Raw genomic sequence first — 17,891 nt, forward strand, 5'->3', positions numbered from 1 at the left:
GGGAACGTATCTTCTGCCCATCACCGACTCGGGGGCTTCTCGACTCGGTCCCGGTGGCGAACCGCAACCCAGGACACCGGCTCCCTGTTGGCCCTGGACATGAACGCCGCACAGAACCCTCCGCCCCCAGCCCCCCACCCATACAACACACCCCAGCCACCTCCCCCACACCAAACACCCCACTACCAACACCATCCACACCGCCCCTGCCCCACACCCCAACAGCCCCACCAACCACCAGCCGAAAGCACCCCGATCTTCGACCAACTACTCAGAGAATGGCGCACCGGCACGCTCCGACCGTGGCCATCCTGGCCGCTGGAGGAGCGACAGCCGGAAGAGAACCCACATACGAACACCACGACTCCCGAAGAAGCCCGTCCACAACAGCGGCCCCACAACGAGGAACCTGAGCGCGAGCCTGTACGGCATACCCCTGCACCCCCTGACCGATGAGCCCGCGCCCGCCGGCCGACACCCCCAGCAGCAGTACGACAACCGCGGCTTCAGCGTGTTCAACACCCCCGGCAATCAGTTCGCGGGCCAGCAGCCAACCATCTGCTTGTCCAGGTCTCGGGTCTCCAGATACACGATGGAGCCGTAGGGAACGACAAGGGTCCCACGCCTTTCGCACACACGCTCATAATCGATCGCGAGCGGCGGGCTATGAGGACCCGCATGGCTTCCGATGAGCCGCTACGCCGCTTCCACGGCTTCTTCTCTACACACGGCAAACTACTTGACCGGTGAACAGCTACGGCCGCGAAACCGACTGAAGCGTTGTCAGTGGCTCGCGATAGGTTGTGGGAACACGTGAAAGCACAGTTCCTGGGGGGACCTATGGCCGGTGACGGCTTCGACATCGACACGGACCAGCTCAAGTCCGCGGCGCCGCGTTTCCACCGGGAAGCGGACGCACTGGCGAAGGCGACGAGCAAACTCAAAGGCTCGCTGGACGGCCTCGGCTCGCCATGGGGAGACGACGAGCAGGGACAGAAGTTCCAGCACATGTACGCCCCGCACCGCGAACACATAGAAAAGGCCGCCCAAGCCTTGGTCAAGGGACTGGAAAGCATCTCCCAGGCCATGAAAGACATGGCGGACAACCACGAGGAAGCAGACCGCTCCTCGTCCTCCGGATTCAGCAAGGGCAGTGCACAGTGAGCGCCGCCGACAAGGCCAAGGAGATCGTCCAGGACCTGACCGGCATGTGGTGGCCGGAGGGCGACGAGGACGAACTGCGGGAAGCCGCCCGCGCGTGGCGGACCTTCGCCGACGACGTGGAAGACGTCACCGCCGCCGCACACAAGCCCGCCCAGGACGTCATCGACAACAACAAGGGCCCGGGCATCGAGGCGTTCGGCGACTTCTGGCGCAAGTACCACGGCGGCAGCAAGGGCTACCTGGACGACGTGGCCTCCGCCGCCCGGGACATGGCCAAGGCACTGGACAAGTTCGCCGACCAGATCGCCGAGGCCAAGAAGAAGATCGAGCACGAACTGGAGATCGCGGGAGCAGTGCTGGTCGCCGGGGCGGCCCTGGCCCTGTTCACCGGCGGCATCAGCGAGATAGCAGCAGCAGGCGCCACCGAGGCGATCGTCGCCGCGGCCGGCACCGCAGGCGTGGCCGTCTCCGCCACTGTGGCCGAGATCGCCGGAACGGTCCTGGCCACCGCGGCCATCGGCGGCGTCGAAGCCATCACGGTGGACGTGGTGGTGGCGCAGGGCGGCCGCAACCTGCTCGGTGAACAGAAGGGCATCAGCCTGCACGAAGCCGCCGAAGCCGGTCTGGCCGGCGGCGCCCTTGGAGGTGCCTTCGGGGGTGCAGTCCGTGGAGCGAGAGCCATCCGGGAGGCCCGTCTTCCCGACGTTTCGACGCCGCGGCTCCGCTTGGCCTTCAACGATGAATGGCTCACCGGCGCTCGCAGACGTCCTCGGGATCTGCTGGACGACCCCGCGCAGACAAAGTGGGCCGATGACGCATACGCCCATTTCATGCAAGACTCCCGCGATGTCGGAACCATCAGCAAGCACACCCGGGACGTGGTGCGGGCCGACGGATCCACAGGGTTTTCCGAGACGGAAGTCGGCACCATCAAGAAGCATGTCTTCGATACCGAGCACCCGATCGAAGACTACGAGACCGGCCGGGTGGTCACCCGGAAGTTCGACTCCGACCCCGAGATCGCCGACGCCTGGATCCGCCTGCGGTCCGGGAACGCCTTGCCCGAGGACCACATTCTGCTGGAGCACGAACTGACGGAACTCAAGTACCTTCGCGAGCATCCCGACGCCACCTACCAAGAGGCGCACCGGGTCGCCAACGAAACGTACAATTGGCAGAACAAAGTCCCACTGAACAAGCGCGAAGACTTCGAGAAGGAGTGGTAGCCGTGGCCGCCTTGGTCTACTTCAAGAAAATCTCCGAGGACCCCGATACCATCACCTACTCATTCGGCGAAGACCCTCCCGAGATGACAAGGCGCCTGTCGATGGACAGAACGACCCGCCGAGCACAGCCAGATGACGGGCATATTGACTACTTGTTCCTCAAGGCATCGCGAAGGATCAATGCCGTGTACGACGAGCGAGGGGAATGGCCTGAGCGCGGGATGAGTGCCAGTTGATCTGCTGACCAGCACCCGTGCAACGCCCGTTGACGGACGGCGTCGCTGTCCACCTGGACACCCGCTCCAACGCGCCCCGCGCCTCTCGCCTCTCGCCTCTCGCTTCTGCACCCGAGCGCGCCTCCCTATCTGAAGCCGGCAAGGCAGGGCGGCTGGTGCAGCCGCTCCGCCAGTTGCCGAGCACGGGAGCAGCGGCCAGGGAAGAACACGCGGGCAAGCACTGTTCTCACCGAGGAAGTCCATCCGCACCAGCGGTCCCGTAGCGAGGAGCCTGAACGTGAGCCTGTACGACATCCCCCTGCGCACCCTGAACGGTGAGCCCGCCTCGCTGGCCGACTACCGCGGTCGCGCCCTGCTGGTGGTCAACGTGGCGTCCAAGTGCGGCCTGACGCCGCAATACTCGGGGCTGGAGCGGCTCCAGCAGCAGTACGGCGACCGCGGCTTCAGCGTGCTCGGCTTCCCCAGCAACCAGTTCGCGGGCCAGGAGCCGGGCAGCGCCGAGGAGATCGCCACGTTCTGCTCGGCCACCTACGGGGTCAGCTTCCCGCTGTTCGAGAAGACGGACGTCAACGGACCGGACCGGCACCCGCTGTACGCGGAGCTCGCCCGCACCGAGGACGGCGCGGGCGAGGCCGGTGACGTGCAGTGGAACTTCGAGAAGTTCCTCATCGACGCGGAGGGGAAGGTCGTGGGGCGGTTCCGGCCCCGAACCGAGCCCGAGGCGGCGGAGTTGACGGAGGCCATCGAGGCCCATCTGCCGGCCTGACGTCTGCTCAAGCGACGGCGGTGTCCGAGGGGGCGTCCGGGGCGACCGGGCGGCCTGCGCCTTCGGGGCCTGGGCGGCAGTCGTCGTCCGGTCGGGTCCCACCGGTGAGTCCGGGTACGGCGTCGGGGTCCGGGTCGAGGCAGAGGTCGAAGGCGGGCAGCAGGCCTGTCAGGCGCAGCAGTCGCAGCACGCTGGGGCTGTCGGCGACGCCGGCCAGGCGCAGGCGGCCTGCCTTGGCCTCGACCCGGCGCCGGGTGCGGCACAGCATCGAGATGCCGCAGCAGTCGATGAAGGTCACGTGCCGCATGTCGAGGACGAGATCGGGGCAGCGCGCTCCGGTGATCTCGTCGAGACGCGCGGTCAACGCGGTCGTCGCGAGGATGTCCACTTCTCCGCTCAGTTCCACCACTGTGGTCGCGCCCACCACGTGTTCCTTGCTCGCGTAGCTCCGCCCCTGTTCCACCATGCCCGTCCCCACCTCCGTGCCGGTGCGCGTGATGCCGCCGCATGCTGGCGGTGGAGACGTACGGAAGTTTGGGGAGTCGCCCGTTGCGGCCCAGGCGGAGATGACCACCGTCGGCGTTCGGCATCCGCGCGGTGCCAGCCTCCGGCGGGGTCCGGGTCGTCGGCTGCGCCCTACGTGTCTACGGCTTACCCGCTGGCCCCACCGTCAGTCCGGACGGCTCATACGTAATGAAGTTGTCCGAAACTCATGCCATGAGCCTGGGCGGTGGACGCCCGCCCGCCGGAGGCCGTGAATGTGACGGCGGTCACGGTGGGCGGAGCCGGTGCGGTGGGGTGGTTGCCGGGCGGGACGGGGCGGGGAGGAGTGCCGACCGGGGTGGGAAAGGCGTCATGTGGGCCCTTCCCGGCGCCGTGCTTCGGCTGAAGGACCGAGCTGTTTCCGGTCAGTGCTTATCCCGTACGCACATTTGGCTTACGCGGCGTCTGCGCACCCTTCTCGCCAATCGGTCACAAGTTCACTCAGTTCACTCGTTCGGACGGGCTGTAAGTGATTTCGCCGATCGGTCGTCGGGGGTGGCGGGCCGTCATGTGCCGATGATCTGCATGGCTCCCCACAGGGCCAGCGTGGACAGGACCAGGCCTCCCGGGACGGTCAGGAGCCCGAGCCGGGTGAACGTGCCCAGTTTTGGCGCGTCGCCCCGTTCCTGGAGGATGCGTCGCCACAGGAGCGTGGCCAGCGAGCCCACGTACGTCAGGTTCGGGCCGAGATTCACGCCGATCAGCACCGCGAGGACGGGGCCGGCACCGCCGTGGGCCGCGACCGGCAGCAACGTCAGCACGGCCGGCAGGTTGTTGATGACGTTGGCGAGGAGGGCGGCGAACACGGCCACCCCGAGGAGCGCCGGCAGCGAAGCGCCTTCGGGCAGCAGTCGGTCGACGGCGCCGCCGAGACCGTTGGCGACGACCGCCTCCACCACGACGCCGAGGGCCAGCACGAAGAGGCAGAAGAAGGGGTTGGCCGCTTTCAGCATCCCGGTCACGGCGCCGGTCGCGGTCGGGATACCGGTCCTGGTCGCGGTCCTGGAACTGGTCGCCGGGCCGGCCGCGGTGTCGGTCCCGGTCCTCCCCCGGCGCGCCATCTCGCGTATCCCGAGGGCCAGCACGCCGCCCAGCGCCGCCCAGACCGGAGCGATCCCGGCGAAGGGGGTCACGACGAACCCGGCGAGTGTCAGCGAGAGGACCACGAGTGCGAAGGCCGGGAGCGGTGGCGGAGCTGCCTGCTGTTCGTGCGCCCCGCCCGCACGAGGCCCCCGCGCGTCCACGCGCCGTTCGTCGTCCGCCAGTTCCCGGCCGAAGAACCGCCGGAACACCACGTACTCGAAGAGCACCGCCACGCCCCACGGAAGCGCCATCAGGGCGGCGAACCGGGTGAAGGACAGCCCGGCCGCGCCGAGAGCCAGCAGGTTGGTGAGGTTGGAGACGGGCAGCAGCAGCGAGGCGGAGTTCGACAGGTGGGCGCACGCGTACAGGTGCGGGCGGGCGCGTACGCCGGCATGCGTGGCGGTGGCCACGATCACCGGCGTCAGCAGCACCACCGTCGCGTCCAGGCTGAGCACCGCCGTGACGGCAGCGGCGAGTACGAAGACTCCGGCCAGCAGGAGCCGTGGCCGTCCCGCGCAGCGCCGCGCCAGCGCCGCGCCAGCCGCCTCGAACAGCCCTTCCCGGGCGCACAGGTGCGCCAGTACCAGCACGGCGGCCAGGAAGCCGACGACCGGCAGCAGTTTGTGCACCTGTTCCCACGCGGCGCCCGGCGACACCGCGCCGACCAGCACGAGCAGACCCGCCGCCGGTACGGCCGCCACCGCCTCGGGGGCGCCGCCCGGCCTCCGTACGGCGAAGACCAGGACGCAGACCAGCAGCAGGAGAGAGAGGATTTCGGCGACGGCGGTGCTCACCCCCGCAAACTACAGGGGTGGATCTACGGAGGGTCATTGCGCTGATTAGGGTGGATTTGCGGTTTTCCCTAGCCGCCACCGTCCTAGCGAAAGGAGCGCCGGTCATGGCCACACCGGACGCGCACGACACTGAGATCACCCTGCACCCGCTGCGGCCCAAGCACCTCCCGGCCGTCCTGGAGCTGGGCGAACGGGTCTACGACACCGACGCCATGCCGTACACCGGCTGGTCGCTGACCGCCGTCGCCACGCACCTCGACGCCTCCGTGCCCGCTTGCCGGGTCGCCATGGCCGGTGACCGGCTCGCCGGGTTCGTGCTCGGCTCGATGACCTTCGAGCAGCGGGAGGACTGGGGGTATCTGGAGTGGATCGCGGTGGATCCGGACTTCCAGGGGCGCGGCGTGGCCGGGCGGCTGGTGCAGGACTGCTGCGCCGCGCTGACGGAGGCCGGCGCCTCGTCCGTGGTGACCGACGTCGAGGTGAACAACACGGCGTCGGCGACGCTGATGCGCCGTAACGGCTTCACCGAGGGCGTCACCGTCACCCTCTTCGTCCGGCCCGGCGCCGGCGAGACGGCGCACCGCGGCGGCATCTCCCTGCCGCACTTCGCCCGTACCGGCCGTCCCCGGCCCACCCATCGCGACGGCCGCTGAGCCGGGCGCCGGAGCCCGGGCCCAGGGCCGGGGCCCGTGACACATGTGGCGGCGGGGCCGCCTGTTTCTCACCCGGTCGCAGGAGGTACCCGGCGGGCGCGGTGGCGGGCCCCGCCGCCCCGTGCCAGCGTGGCCGGGAGCCGACACAGCTGCTGACAGAGGCGAGGACGCGTCATGGAACGACCCAGAGTCCTGATCGTGGGCGGCGGCTTCGCCGGGGTGGAGTGCGCCCGGGGCCTGGAGCACGGGCTGTCCGCCGAGACGGCCGAGATCATGCTGGTCACGCCCAACAACTACGAGCTGTACCTGCCGCTGCTGCCGCACGTCGCCGCCGGAGTGGTCACCCCGCAGTCGATCGCGCCCTCCTTGCGGCGGATCCTGCGCCGGACGCGTCTGGTGCCCGGCGGGGTGATCGGCATCGACACCGCGGCGAAGGTCTGCGTCGTACGGCTGATCACGGGTGAGACGACCGACATCCGTTACGACCGTCTGGTGCTGACGCCCGGCAGCATCACCCGTACCTTCGACATCCCCGGCCTGACGACGTACGCGCGGGGCATGAAGACGCTGGCCGAGGCCGCGTACATCCGGGATCACGTCATCGCGCAGCTCGACATCGCCGCGGCCTCGACCGACCCGGAAGAGCGCGCGGCGCGGCTCCAGTTCGTCGTCGTCGGCGGCGGCTACGCGGGCACGGAGACGGTCGCCTACCTTCAGCGGCTCACCAACGCCGCCGCCCGGCGCTACCCGCGGCTGGACCCCACTCAGATCAAGTGGCACCTCATCGACATCGCGCCGAAGCTGATGCCCGAGCTGGGCGACCGGCTGGGCCAGAAGGCGCTGGAACTGATGCGGCAGCGCGGTACGGAGGTGTCGCTCGGCGTCTCGGTCGCCGAAGTGACCGAGGACTGCGTGCAGTTCACGGATGGACGGGTACTGCCGTGCCGGACGCTGATCTGGACGGCGGGCGTGGCGGCCAGCCCGCTCATCGGCACGCTCGGGGCGGAGACCGTACGGGGCCGGCTCGTCGTCGACGCCGACCTGACCGTGCCGGGCACGCCGGACGTGCTGGCCTGCGGTGACGCCGCGGCCGTCCCGGACCTGACGAAGGGTGCCGGCGCGGTCTGCCCGCCCACCGCGCAGCACGCCCAGCGGCAGGGCAAGCACGCCGCGCGCAACATCATCGCCGGGCTGCGCGGAGCGCCGCGGACGCCGTACCGGCACAAGGACCTGGGCCTGGTCGTGGACCTCGGCGGCATCGATGCGGTGTCCAAACCGCTGGGGTACGAGCTGACCGGGCTGCCCGCCCAGGTGGCGGCGCGCGGCTACCACCTGATGGCACTGCGTACCGGTGTCGCCAGATTCCGTACCGTGGCGAACTGGCTGATCAACGCCACCGCCGGGGACGACTTCGTGCGCACCGGCTTCCAGGCCGAGAAGCCCGCGACGCTGCGCGATTTCGAACGGACCGATGTCTATCTCTCGGCGGAGGATGTACGGGAGCGGCTGGCGGCGCACAAGGCCGGGTGAGCGCGGGGGTGGGCGCGGGGGCGCGGTCCGGGCTTGCACGCGAGGGTGCGCGCGGGAGTGCGCGCCGGGTCGCGGACGGAGTCTGCGGCTGAATCAGGGGCCTGGTCAGCGGCTGACGCGCCTCCCCACGGCTCCGGCACCAGTTCCGGTTCCAGCCTCGGTTTCGGCCTCGTCCTCGGCCTCGGAGTCGTCGGTGTCCTCCGTTTCCGCCGTGTCCGGCAGGTCCCGCGCGCCGAGCCGCAGGTGCTCGATGTGGTAGACGGCCTCGTCGAGGAGCTGGGCGACGTGTGTGTCGTACAGGCTGTAGACGATCCGGCGGCCCTGCCGCGACCCGGTGACCAGGCCGAGCGCCCGGAGCAGCCGTAGCTGGTGGGAGACCGCCGACTGCTCCATGCCGACCGCCTCGGCCAGCTCGCCCACCGGGCAGGGCCCCTGCCGCAGGCGGGTGAGGATCATCAGCCGCGAGGGGTGGCCAGCGCCTGGAGCGTGGCGGCGATGGTCGCGGCCGCATCCGCGTCCAGGTGTGCTGCCGGTGTGGTCCTGCCGTCGACTCCGTGTCCCATATGCCTCATCGTATATTCAGCAATACTTGAAGACGTCTTCATGTGTTCGGTTATGGTGTCCGGGTTCCATCCCCACCCCTCCCCGCACCGAGGTACCGATGACGTCCACGTCCAGTCACGGCCGTACGCAGCAGCCACCGGCCACCGCCGCGCCATCGGCCGACCGGCCGACCCCCGCCACGGCGACCCCCGCCGCGCCGTCCACCGTTCCCGCTGCCGCCGTCCACCCTGATCCGACCGAGGCCACGACGACCTCGGCAGTTCCGACAGCTCCGACGGCCCTCACTCCCCCACCCCGCCCGCGCCGCACCCGCCTCTCCGCCCTCCCGGAGGTGCGCTGGGCGGCCCTCTCCGCGCTCGCCTTCCTGCTCGCCTTCCCCTGGACCTGGCGGGCGCCCCGGCGTGGGCGTGGGGGCCGCTCTACGCGGTGTGTTACGCGGCCGGCGGCTGGGAACCCGGCCTCGCGGGCCTCCGGGCGCTGCGCGAACGCACCCTCGACGTCGACCTGCTGATGATCGTCGCGGCGGTCGGCGCGGCGGCGATCGGGCAGTTCCTCGACGGTGGTCTGCTGATCGTGATCTTCGCGGTCTCCGGCTCTCTGGAGGCCCTGGCCACCCGGCGCACCGAGGACTCCGTGCGCGGCCTGCTCGACCTCGCGCCCTCCACCGCCGTACGGCTGACGGCCGACGGCCGGGAAGAAACCGTCGAGGCGGCCGCACTACGGGTGGGCGACACGGTGCTCGTACGCCCCGGAGAGCGGCTGCCCGCCGACGGCACGGTACTGACCGGCGCGAGCGAGGTGGACCAGGCCACCATCACCGGCGAGCCGCTGCCGGTGGACAAGGGCCCGGACGACGAGGTGTTCGCGGGGACGCTGAACGGCACCGGCGCGCTGCGGGTACGGGTCGGCAAGGACGCCACCGAGTGGGCGATCGCCCGCATCGTGGCCATGGTCGAGGAAGCGGGCCGGACGAAGGCGCCCACCCAGGTGTTCATCGAGAAGGTGGAACAGCGGTACTCCGCCGCGGTGGTGGCCGTGACCCTCACCCTCTTCGCGCTGCCGCTGCTCTTCGGGGCGGACTTCACCACCACCCTGCTGCGGGCCATGACCTTCATGATCGTGGCATCGCCGTGCGCGGTCGTGCTGGCCACCATGCCCCCGCTGCTGTCCGCGATCGCCACTGCCGGGCGGCACGGCGTCCTGGTCAAGTCGGCCGCGGCGATGGAGCGCCTGGGGGCGGTGACACGGGTCGCGTCGGACAAGACCGGCACGCTCACCGAGGGCGCGCCACGCGTCGCCGGGGTGCGTCCGCTGGGCGGCACGGACGAGGCGTGGGCCCTCGCACTCGCCGCCGCGGCGGAGCAGCCCGGCGAACACCCGATCGCCCGCGCGGTGGTCGCGGCCGCGCGGGAGCGGGGCCTGCGGGTGCCCGGCGCGTGCGAGTTCTCGTCCGCGCCGGGGCAGGGCGTGCACGCCGTCGTCGAGGGGCGCACCGTACGAGTTGGCAGCCCGGTAGCGCTGCTGAGCGCTGGGGCGGCCGGGAGCGGCGATGGGCTCGCGGAGGGACGACTGCGCGAGGCGTGCGCTGCCGCGGCGGAGATCGAGGCCGCCGGACAGACGGCGGCAGCCGTTCTGGTGGACGGCGCACCCGTCGCCGTCCTCGCCGTCACCGACCGGCTGCGCCCCGGCGCCCCCGAAGCCGTGGCCCGGCTGCACCGCCTGACGGAAGCTGGGGGCGGGGGCGGGGCCGGGCCCGCGTCCGCCCGCCTGACGGGAGCCGGGGGCGGGGCCCGGCCCGTCCCCGCCACCGGCGTGACTCTGCTGACCGGCGACAACGCACGCGCCGCCCACCGTACGGCCGAGGAGTGCGGCATCACGGACGTACGGGCCGGACTGCTGCCGCAGGACAAGGTGGCCGCGATCCGCGCCTGGCAGGCGGACGGGGCGAAGGTGCTCATGGTCGGCGACGGGGTGAACGACGCGCCCGCGCTGGCCGCGGCGCACAGTGGCATCGCCATGGGCCGGGTGGGTTCCGACCTGGCGCTGGAGACGGCCGACGCGGTGGTGGTACGCGACGAGGTCGGGGCAGTGCCGACGGTCGTCGCGCTCTCCCGCCGGGCGCGCCGGCTGGTGGTGCAGAACCTCGTCGTCGCGTCCGTGTGCATCGGCACGCTGGTCGTCTGGGACCTGGCCGGGCACCTGCCGCTGCCGCTGGGCGTGCTCGGGCACGAGGGGTCGACCGTCCTGGTCGGCCTCAACGGGCTGCGGCTGCTGCGTTCCACGGCTTGGCGGCGCGCCACGGACGCCTGAGGACTCAAACGGCCCGGCGCACGCCCGGCGTACACATCAATCAACCCGTACACCGGGCGTACAGGATCACCCCGTACGCCCGGCGTGCACATCAGCCCGTACATCCGGGTGCGCATGAGCCCGTACGCCCGGCGTACGCACCACCCCGTACGCCGGGCGGCACACCACCTCCCCCGGCTCCCGGCGCGCCGACAAGGGAATCCCTTGACCTCAACATTGGTTGAGGTCATAGCTTCAGGCATGTCGCCGGTCGCCACGGCCCGCGATCGATCCCGTGCCGACCACGCCGCTCCGGAGGACCACGATGGACATGGAAGTCACCGCCTGGCATTCGCTGCACAGTGCCCTCAACGCGCAGCAGGACAGACGCCCGTTCTCCCGCTCCACCCTGCGGCGCGTCGCCGCCTTCGCCCGGCCGCACCGGCGCTCGCTGACCTGGTTCCTGGTGCTGAGCACGGTGACCGCCGTACTGGCGGTCGCCACCCCGCTGCTCGCCGGCCGGGTGATCGACGCCATCGACGGCGGCGAGGCGGCCGGTACCGTACTGGAACTCGCCGGCCTGATCGCCGCCATCGCCCTGGCGGAGGCGGGACTCGGCCTGCTGGCCCGGAGGCTGTCGGCGAGCCTGGGCGAGGGGCTGATCCTCGACCTGCGGACCACCGTCTACGACCACGTGCAGCGGATGCCGGTCGCCTTCTTCACCCGTACACGGACAGGTGCGCTGGTCAGCCGCCTGAACAACGATGTCATCGGCGCGCAGCGGGCGTTCAGCGACACACTGTCCAGTGTGGTCGGCAACATCGTGACGCTGCTGCTGACGCTCGTGGTGATGCTGAGTCTGTCGTGGCAGATCACGCTGATCGCGCTGGTGCTGCTGCCGGTGTTCGTGCTGCCCGCGCGCCGCGTCGGCCGGCGGCTGGCCGGGCTGCGCCGGGAGGCGTCCGACCACAACGCCGCGATGGGGACGCAGATGACCGAGCGGTTCTCCGCGCCGGGCGCCACCCTCGTCAAGCTGTTCGGCCGCCCGGCCAGGAGTCCGCCGAGTTCGCCGCGCGGGCGCGCCGGGTGCGGGACATCGGGGTCCGTACCGCCATGGTCCAGACGTACTTCGTTACCGCGCTCACCCTCGTCTCCGCCCTCGCCCTGGCCGTCGTCTACGGCCTCGGCGGCTTCCTGGCGCTGCGCGGCCACCTCGAAACCGGCGCGATCGTCTCGCTGGCCCTGCTGCTCACCCGCCTGTACGCGCCGCTGACGGCCCTGTCCGGCGCGCACACCGAGGTGATGAGCGCGCTGGTCAGCTTCGAGCGGGTCTTCGAGGTGCTCGACCTGAAGCCGCTGATCGAGCAGAAGCCGGACGCCCGCACGGTGCCGGACGGGCCGGTCGCGGTCGAGTTCGACTCCGTACGCTTCGGTTACCCGTCCGCCGACAAGGTCTCCCTCGCCTCCCTCGAAGAGGTGGCGACCCTCGACACCCGGGGCGGCGCCGAGGTGCTGCACGACGTCTCCTTCCGCGCGGAACCGGGCCAGATGGTCGCCCTGGTCGGCTCCTCGGGCGCGGGCAAGTCGACGATCGCGCAGCTGCTGCCGCGGCTGTACGACACGGACACCGGCGCGGTGCGGCTGGGCGGCGTGGACGTACGCGACCTGGCGGCCGACTCGATCCGCGACACCCTCGGCATGGTGACCCAGGACGGGCACCTCTTCCACGACACCATCCGCGAGAACCTGCTGCTGGCCAGGCCGGCGGCGGACGAGGAGGAGCTGTGGGACGCGCTGCGCCGCTCCCGCCTGGACGGCCTGATCGCCTCGCTGCCCGACGGCCTGGACACGGTGGTCGGCGAGCGCGGCTACCGGCTCTCCGGCGGTGAACGGCAGCGGCTGACCATCGCCCGTCTGCTGCTGGCCCGGCCGCGCGTGGTGATCCTGGACGAGGCCACCGCGCATCTGGACAACACCTCCGAGGCGGCGGTGCAGGAGGCACTGGCCGAGGCACTGGAAGGCCGTACGTCCGTGGTCATCGCGCACCGCCTGTCGACCGTACGGGCCGCCGACCTGATCCTGGTGGTCGAGGACGGCCGGATCGTGGAGCGCGGCACGCACGACGCGCTGCTCGCGGCGGGCGGGCGGTACGAAGAGCTGTACCACACGCAGTTCGATCAGGCGCGGACCTCGACCGAACGGGCGGCGCACGACGCGGGGGAACCGGCCTCGGCCCGCTGACCGCTCCCCCGTTCGCCCCCGCGGGCCCCGCTTCCGAGCGGGGCCCGCGGCCGTATTGGGGCCTGCGGCCGTACCGGGGCCCGCGGCCGTATTGGGGCCTGCGGCAGTACCGGGGCCCGCGGCCGTACCGGGGCCCGGCCCTCGGCGTACCGTGCCCGGATCCTTCGCATACCGCGCCCGGCTCATGGGATACCGCGCCCCGGCTCTGGGCCTCGCGTGCCGAGGCTCTTGGCGGGGGCCCACACATGCCGAACACTGAGGCGATGACCCAGCGTGTGGAACACACCACTGTCATGGACCGCCTCGCCATCGACGACCTGGTAACCGGCTACGCGATCGCCGTGGACGACGGCGACTGGACCGCCTACCGGGCCCTGTTCGTCCCCGAGGGGCGCGTCGACTACCGCTCGGCGGGCGGCATCGCGGGCAGCGTCACCGACGTCGCGGACTGGCTGGCCGAGATGATGCGACGCTTCCCGGTACGCCAGCATCTGATCGTCAACCGGCGGATCGGCATCGAACTGCGCGACGGCGGCGCGCCCGGCGACATGGCCACCGTGCAGGCGGACTACCTCAACCCGATGCACCTCGCGGGCCCGGAGGACGCGCCCCCGGCACGGGCGCCGGAGTACACCCCGGCGCGGCAGCCAACCCGCACCCCGGCGCGCCGGCCGCCCTGCACCCCGGCGCGCCAGCCGACCTGCACCACGAGCGCGCCGGCGCGCTCACCGGCGCGTCCGCCGCCCCGAACTACACCTGCGCGGGCCGCTACGCCTTCGCCGCCCGCCGCGACACCGAGGGCTGGCGGCTGAGTGAGGTCGTCGTCCACGAGAAGTGGCGGCAGTTGGCCCCGGCGCGGGGCTGACGGGTCGCGCCCGCCTGCTGTCCATGATCGGCCGACGCGCGCACACTGGGTGCTGCGAACCAACGTCCGACGGAGGGAAGGGAGCGGTATGCGGGAGGCGGCCGGCTGGTGGGAGAAGGCGCTCGCGTCGCCTTGGGGGCGGGGTGCCGCCGCGGTCGCGGTTGGGGCGCTGCCCGCGCTGGCGTTTCCGGCGCCCGCCCTGTGGTGGCTGGCGTACGTCGCCCTCGTCCCGTGGCTCCTGCTGGCGCGTTCGGCCCGGACGAACCGCCGGGCGGCGCTGGACGGCTGGCTCGGCGGCGCCGGCTTCATGCTGGCGGTGCACCACTGGCTGCTGCCGAGTCTGCACGTCTTCATCCTCGTCCTGGCGGCGCTGCTCGGTCTGTTGTGGGCACCCTGGGGCGTACTCGTACGGAACCTGCTGCACGACGCGCCGGGCGTACGCCGGTGTGCGGCAGCCCTCGTCCTCGTACCGTCCGGCTGGCTGATGGTCGAACTGGTCAGGTCCTGGGAGTACTTGGGCGGCCCTTGGGGACTGCTGGGAGCCAGCCAGTGGCAGGTGCCGCCTGCCCTGCGGCTCGCCTCCATCGGCGGGGTGTGGCTGCTGAGCCTGGTCATCGTGGCCGTCAACACCGCGCTAGCCGTGCTCGTCGCCCTGCCGCGCGCCCGGGTCCCGGCCGTGGCGGGCCTCCTCGTCTGCGCGGTCGGCGGCGGCGCGGCATGGCTGTGGGCGCCGGTGCCGCGGGCGGCGGGCACCGTCCGTATCGGCCTCGTCCAGCCGGGCGAAGTCGCGGGCGCCGAAGCGCGGATAGCGCGCGGCGAGACGCTGACCCGCTCGCTCGCGGGACGCGGCGTCCAACTGGTGGTCTGGGGCGAGAGCAGCGTCAACCGGGACCTGACCCGCAGCCCCGACATGGCGGCCCGGCTCGCCGCGCTCTCCCGGGACGTGGGCGCCGACCTCCTGGTGAACGTCGACGGACGGCACGCCGGCCAACCCGGCATCTACAAGAGTTCCGTCCTGGTCGGTCCGCAGGGCGCGACCGGCCACCGCTACGACAAGATGCGGCTGGTCCCCTTCGGCGAGTACATCCCGCTCCGCTCCGTACTGGGCTGGGCGACGCACGTCGGCAAGGCCGCCGACCAGAACCGCATGCGCGGCACCCGGCAGGTCCTGATGCCCGTCGGCTCGGCGGGCGGGCTGCGCGTGGGACCGCTGGTGTGCTTCGAGTCGGCGTTCCCGGACATGAGTCGCCAACTGGCACGCGACGGCGCGCAGCTGCTGGTCGCGCAGTCCTCCACGTCGACCTTCCAGGACAGCTGGGCGCCCGCGCAGCACGCTTCGCTGGCCGCGCTGCGTGCCGCCGAGACCTGGCGGCCGATGGCGCACGCCACGTTGACCGGGGTCAGCGCGGTGTACGGGCCGCGCGGCGAACCGGTGGGAAACCGGCTCGGCACCGAGCGCGGCGCGGCAGCCGTGTACGACGTCCCGCTGGCCGAGGGCACCAGTCCGTACGTACGTTTCGGTGACTGGGCGTTGTACGGCGCGATGCTGGCGCTCGGCGCGTACCTGATCGCAACGCTCGGCGTGTACGTGGTCGTGACGCGCGGCGCGCACGCGGGGGCGAAGGGGCCGCGTGCGCTCTCTTCACGCCGGGGCGCGCACCGGGACGACTGAGGCCGGTGGGAAGGCAGGGGTCAGATCCGGTTCTCCCCGCCTTCGACACAGAGGTTGGCGCCGAGGACGTAACTGCTCTGCTCGGAAGCGAGGAAGGCGACCGCGGCGGCGACCTCTTCCGGGTGCCCCACCCGGCCCATCGCGACGTCCGCGGCGAGCTGCGCCCGCACGCCGGGCGCAGCCTCCCCACCGAACAGGTCCGTGATCCCGGTGGTGTCGATCGGGCCCGGCGAGACGGCGTCGACCCGGATGCCGCGATCCTTCAGTTCGTTGGCCCAGGTGCGGACGGAGGACCGGACGGCAGCCTTGGACGCGGCGAACACGCCGAACGTCTCCGCGCCGTTGTCGGCCGCGGTGGAGACGTTCAGGATCACCGAGGCGCCGTCGTTGAGCAGCGGCAGCGCCTTCTGCACGGTGAACAGCGTGCCCCGTACGTTGACCGCGAACGTCTGGTCGAGCTGCTCCTCGGTGACCTGCTCCAGCGTCGCGAGCGAGGCGGTCGCCGCGTTGTCGAAGGCCACGTCCAGGCCCCGTCCCGGGCGCGGACCGCGTCGGTCCACCTAGTTCCGTACCGATCGATGAGGAACCGGAACGTAGCACATCTGCACCGTCCGGTACGGAAGAGGTAGGATCGCGTCCATGGAGACGCGGCAGAAGGGGCCGATCGGCCGGCCGAGAGGCTTCGACGCCGACGCGGCCCTCGAACAGGCCATGCGGGTCTTCTGGGAACAGGGATACGAGGGCGCCAGCCTCACCGACCTGACCAACGCCATGGGCATCACCCGTACCAGCATGTACGCGGCCTTCGGCAACAAGGAGGACCTGTTCCGCAAGGCCTTGGAGCGCTACTCCGAAGGCCCCGCCTCGTACGGAGCCCGGGCTTTGCAGGAGCCGACCGCCCGGCAGGTGGCCACCGCGTTCCTCAACGGCTCCGTCCGGACCACGACCCAGCCCGACTGCCCCGCCGGATGCCTGGGCGTCCAGGGCTCCCTCGCCGCCGGCGACCCGGGACGCGCCGCCCGCGACGCCCTTGTCGCCTGGCGCGAGGAGGGCACTTCCCAGCTCCGCGACCGGTTCCGGCAGGCCGTCGCCGAAGGCGACCTGCCGCCCGGCACCGATCCCGGCCTGCTCGCCCGCTACATCATGACCGTGGCCAACGGCATCGCCGTACAGGCCGTCGGCGGCGCCACCCGCGACGAACTCCAGCAGGTGGCCGACATGGCTCTGCGCACCTGGCCGCCTGCCTAAGGAAGGAAAGCGCCCGTGACGTACGGGCGCGCGGCCTCACGCCCCCTGCGCCAGTGCCTCCCGGATCACCCGCTCGCACAGCTCATGCGTACGGAGCGCGTCCTCGGCCGAGACGAACCTGCCCGCTCGCACGTCGGCCAGGAACGCGAGCACGATCTGCTCGATGCCGCGCTGCCGGGCCACCGGCACCCAGTCGCCGCGCCGCCGCACGCTCGGCTGCCCCTTGTGGTCGATGACCTCGGCGAGGTTGACGACCTGACGCTTGGTGTCCTGACCCGACACGTCGAGGATCTCCTCCGCGGAACCGCTGAGGCGGTTCATGCTGCCGATGGCGCTGAAGCCGTCGCCGGACAGGTGCAGCACCACGTGGTGCATCAGACCGTCCTGGATCTTCGCCCGCACGTCCACGTGGTCGACGGTCCCGGGCGCCAGGAAACGCAGCGTGTCGACCACATGGATGAAGTCGTCCAGCACCAGCGAACGCGGGTCCTCCGGCAGGCCGATCCGGTTCTTCTGCATCAGGATCAGGTCGCGGGGGTGTTCCAGGCACTGCGCGTAACCCGGCGCGAAGCGGCGGTTGAAGCCCACCGCCAGGCTGACGCCGCGCTCCTCGGAGAGCCGTACGATGCGCTCGGTCTCGGCCAGCTCGTAGGCGATCGGCTTGTCGACATAGGTCGGCACCCCGGCCTCGACGAGGCGGCCGACGATCTCCGGGTGCGCGGTGGTGGGCGCGTGCACGAACGCCGCGTCCAGGCCGGCGGCGAGCAGCCCGTCCAGGTCGGTGTGGCACTGGCCGGCGGGCAGGCGATACGTTCCGGCGACCCGCTCCAGGGTGGCCGGGGTACGGGTCTGGAGGTGCAGCTCGACACCGGGCTGCGCGCCGAGCACCGGCAGATACGCCTTCTGTGCGATGTCGCCGAGTCCGATGCAGCCGACCTTCACGCGTACTCCCTGGGTTGCGCCGCCGCCGCGGGCCGCCTGCGCGGACCGGCGCGCCGGGCGTGCCGATGATGCCGC

The 17,891-nt window shown here is 71.5% G+C and carries 12 protein-coding genes and 4 pseudogenes; 11 read left to right on the forward strand and 5 right to left on the reverse strand.

Annotated elements, in window-relative coordinates:
- Positions 1-813: 813 nt before the first annotated feature.
- From ACEXOX_RS08630 to ACEXOX_RS08645, 4 genes are all read left to right on the forward strand, one after another.
- Positions 814-1,164 carry a WXG100 family type VII secretion target gene (locus ACEXOX_RS08630; protein WP_406519816.1) on the forward strand — a complete coding sequence of 117 codons (351 nt, stop codon included), beginning with the start codon at positions 814-816 and terminating at the stop codon, positions 1,162-1,164.
- The gene (locus ACEXOX_RS08635) at positions 1,161-2,390 is read left to right on the forward strand and encodes a WXG100 family type VII secretion target (protein WP_406519817.1); all 1,230 of its coding nucleotides are present in this window, start codon (positions 1,161-1,163) and stop codon (positions 2,388-2,390) included. Before ACEXOX_RS08630 ends, ACEXOX_RS08635 begins: the two co-directional genes overlap by 4 nt.
- Positions 2,391-2,392: 2 nt before the next feature.
- On the forward strand, positions 2,393-2,626 hold the full coding sequence (locus tag ACEXOX_RS08640) for a hypothetical protein (protein WP_406519818.1): 234 nt from the start codon (positions 2,393-2,395) through the stop codon (positions 2,624-2,626).
- 277 nt (positions 2,627-2,903) lie between these two features.
- The gene (locus ACEXOX_RS08645) at positions 2,904-3,392 is read left to right on the forward strand and encodes a glutathione peroxidase (RefSeq protein WP_406519819.1); all 489 of its coding nucleotides are present in this window, start codon (positions 2,904-2,906) and stop codon (positions 3,390-3,392) included.
- 7 nt (positions 3,393-3,399) lie between these two features.
- Here ACEXOX_RS08645 and ACEXOX_RS08650 read toward each other — a convergent pair whose 3' ends face one another.
- Together ACEXOX_RS08650 and ACEXOX_RS08655 are read right to left on the reverse strand one after the other, a co-directional pair.
- Positions 3,400-3,858, reverse strand: coding sequence for an STAS domain-containing protein (locus ACEXOX_RS08650; protein WP_406519820.1), 459 nt, complete (start codon positions 3,856-3,858; stop codon positions 3,400-3,402).
- 583 nt (positions 3,859-4,441) lie between these two features.
- Positions 4,442-5,812 carry an SLC13 family permease gene (locus ACEXOX_RS08655; protein WP_406519821.1) on the reverse strand — a complete coding sequence of 457 codons (1,371 nt, stop codon included), beginning with the start codon at positions 5,810-5,812 and terminating at the stop codon, positions 4,442-4,444.
- 104 nt (positions 5,813-5,916) lie between these two features.
- On the opposite strand from ACEXOX_RS08655, the gene ACEXOX_RS08660 reads away from it, so the two are divergent.
- Positions 5,917-6,465, forward strand: coding sequence for a GNAT family N-acetyltransferase (locus tag ACEXOX_RS08660; protein ID WP_406519822.1), 549 nt, complete (start codon positions 5,917-5,919; stop codon positions 6,463-6,465).
- Positions 6,466-6,639: 174 nt separating this feature from the next.
- A complete protein-coding gene (locus ACEXOX_RS08665) occupies positions 6,640-7,995 on the forward strand; it encodes an NAD(P)/FAD-dependent oxidoreductase (RefSeq protein WP_406519823.1) in 1,356 nt (451 codons plus the stop codon).
- Positions 7,996-8,202: 207 nt separating this feature from the next.
- Here ACEXOX_RS08665 and ACEXOX_RS08670 read toward each other — a convergent pair.
- A pseudogene (locus ACEXOX_RS08670) lies at positions 8,203-8,558 on the reverse strand (ArsR/SmtB family transcription factor); the annotation flags it as partial.
- A gap of 332 nt (positions 8,559-8,890) precedes the next feature.
- On the opposite strand from ACEXOX_RS08670, the pseudogene ACEXOX_RS08675 reads away from it, so the two are divergent.
- The 4 genes and pseudogenes from ACEXOX_RS08675 (at position 8,891) to lnt (ending at position 15,626) form a co-directional block, all read left to right on the forward strand.
- Positions 8,891-10,869 (forward strand): annotated as a pseudogene (locus tag ACEXOX_RS08675) (heavy metal translocating P-type ATPase).
- 304 nt (positions 10,870-11,173) lie between these two features.
- Positions 11,174-13,089: pseudogene (locus ACEXOX_RS08680) on the forward strand (ABC transporter ATP-binding protein).
- Between the two features lie 263 nt (positions 13,090-13,352).
- Positions 13,353-13,901, forward strand: coding sequence for a nuclear transport factor 2 family protein (locus ACEXOX_RS08685; RefSeq protein ID WP_406519824.1), 549 nt, complete (start codon positions 13,353-13,355; stop codon positions 13,899-13,901).
- A gap of 141 nt (positions 13,902-14,042) precedes the next feature.
- A complete protein-coding gene (gene lnt / locus ACEXOX_RS08690; protein ID WP_406519825.1) occupies positions 14,043-15,626 on the forward strand; it encodes an apolipoprotein N-acyltransferase in 1,584 nt (527 codons plus the stop codon).
- Between the two features lie 20 nt (positions 15,627-15,646).
- Here lnt and ACEXOX_RS08695 read toward each other — a convergent pair.
- Positions 15,647-16,188, reverse strand: a pseudogene (locus tag ACEXOX_RS08695) (SDR family oxidoreductase); the annotation flags it as partial.
- Between the two features lie 77 nt (positions 16,189-16,265).
- Between ACEXOX_RS08695 and ACEXOX_RS08700 the strand changes: the two are divergent.
- Positions 16,266-16,874 carry a TetR/AcrR family transcriptional regulator gene (locus ACEXOX_RS08700; RefSeq protein WP_406519826.1) on the forward strand — a complete coding sequence of 203 codons (609 nt, stop codon included), beginning with the start codon at positions 16,266-16,268 and terminating at the stop codon, positions 16,872-16,874.
- Positions 16,875-16,910: 36 nt separating this feature from the next.
- On the opposite strand, the gene ACEXOX_RS08705 is transcribed toward ACEXOX_RS08700, so the two are convergent.
- A complete protein-coding gene (locus ACEXOX_RS08705; RefSeq protein ID WP_406519827.1) occupies positions 16,911-17,816 on the reverse strand; it encodes a Gfo/Idh/MocA family protein in 906 nt (301 codons plus the stop codon).
- Positions 17,817-17,891: the final 75 nt, after the last annotated feature.

Origin of the sequence: Streptomyces sp. Ac-502 (assembly GCF_045222935.1) — a bacterium.
Lineage (GTDB): Bacteria > Actinomycetota > Actinomycetes > Streptomycetales > Streptomycetaceae > Streptomyces > Streptomyces monomycini.

Excerpts from the sequence above, each read along its gene's own strand:
- ACEXOX_RS08665 (WP_406519823.1), top strand. The coding sequence starts at position 6,640 with ATGGAACGACCCAGAGTCCTGATCGTGGGCGGCGGCTTCGCCGGGGTG.
- ACEXOX_RS08650 (WP_406519820.1), bottom strand. The coding sequence starts at position 3,858 with ATGGTGGAACAGGGGCGGAGCTACGCGAGCAAGGAACACGTGGTGGGC.
- ACEXOX_RS08700 (WP_406519826.1), top strand. The coding sequence starts at position 16,266 with ATGGAGACGCGGCAGAAGGGGCCGATCGGCCGGCCGAGAGGCTTCGAC.
- lnt (WP_406519825.1), top strand. The coding sequence starts at position 14,043 with ATGCGGGAGGCGGCCGGCTGGTGGGAGAAGGCGCTCGCGTCGCCTTGG.
- ACEXOX_RS08660 (WP_406519822.1), top strand. The coding sequence starts at position 5,917 with ATGGCCACACCGGACGCGCACGACACTGAGATCACCCTGCACCCGCTG.
- ACEXOX_RS08685 (WP_406519824.1), top strand. The coding sequence starts at position 13,353 with ATGACCCAGCGTGTGGAACACACCACTGTCATGGACCGCCTCGCCATC.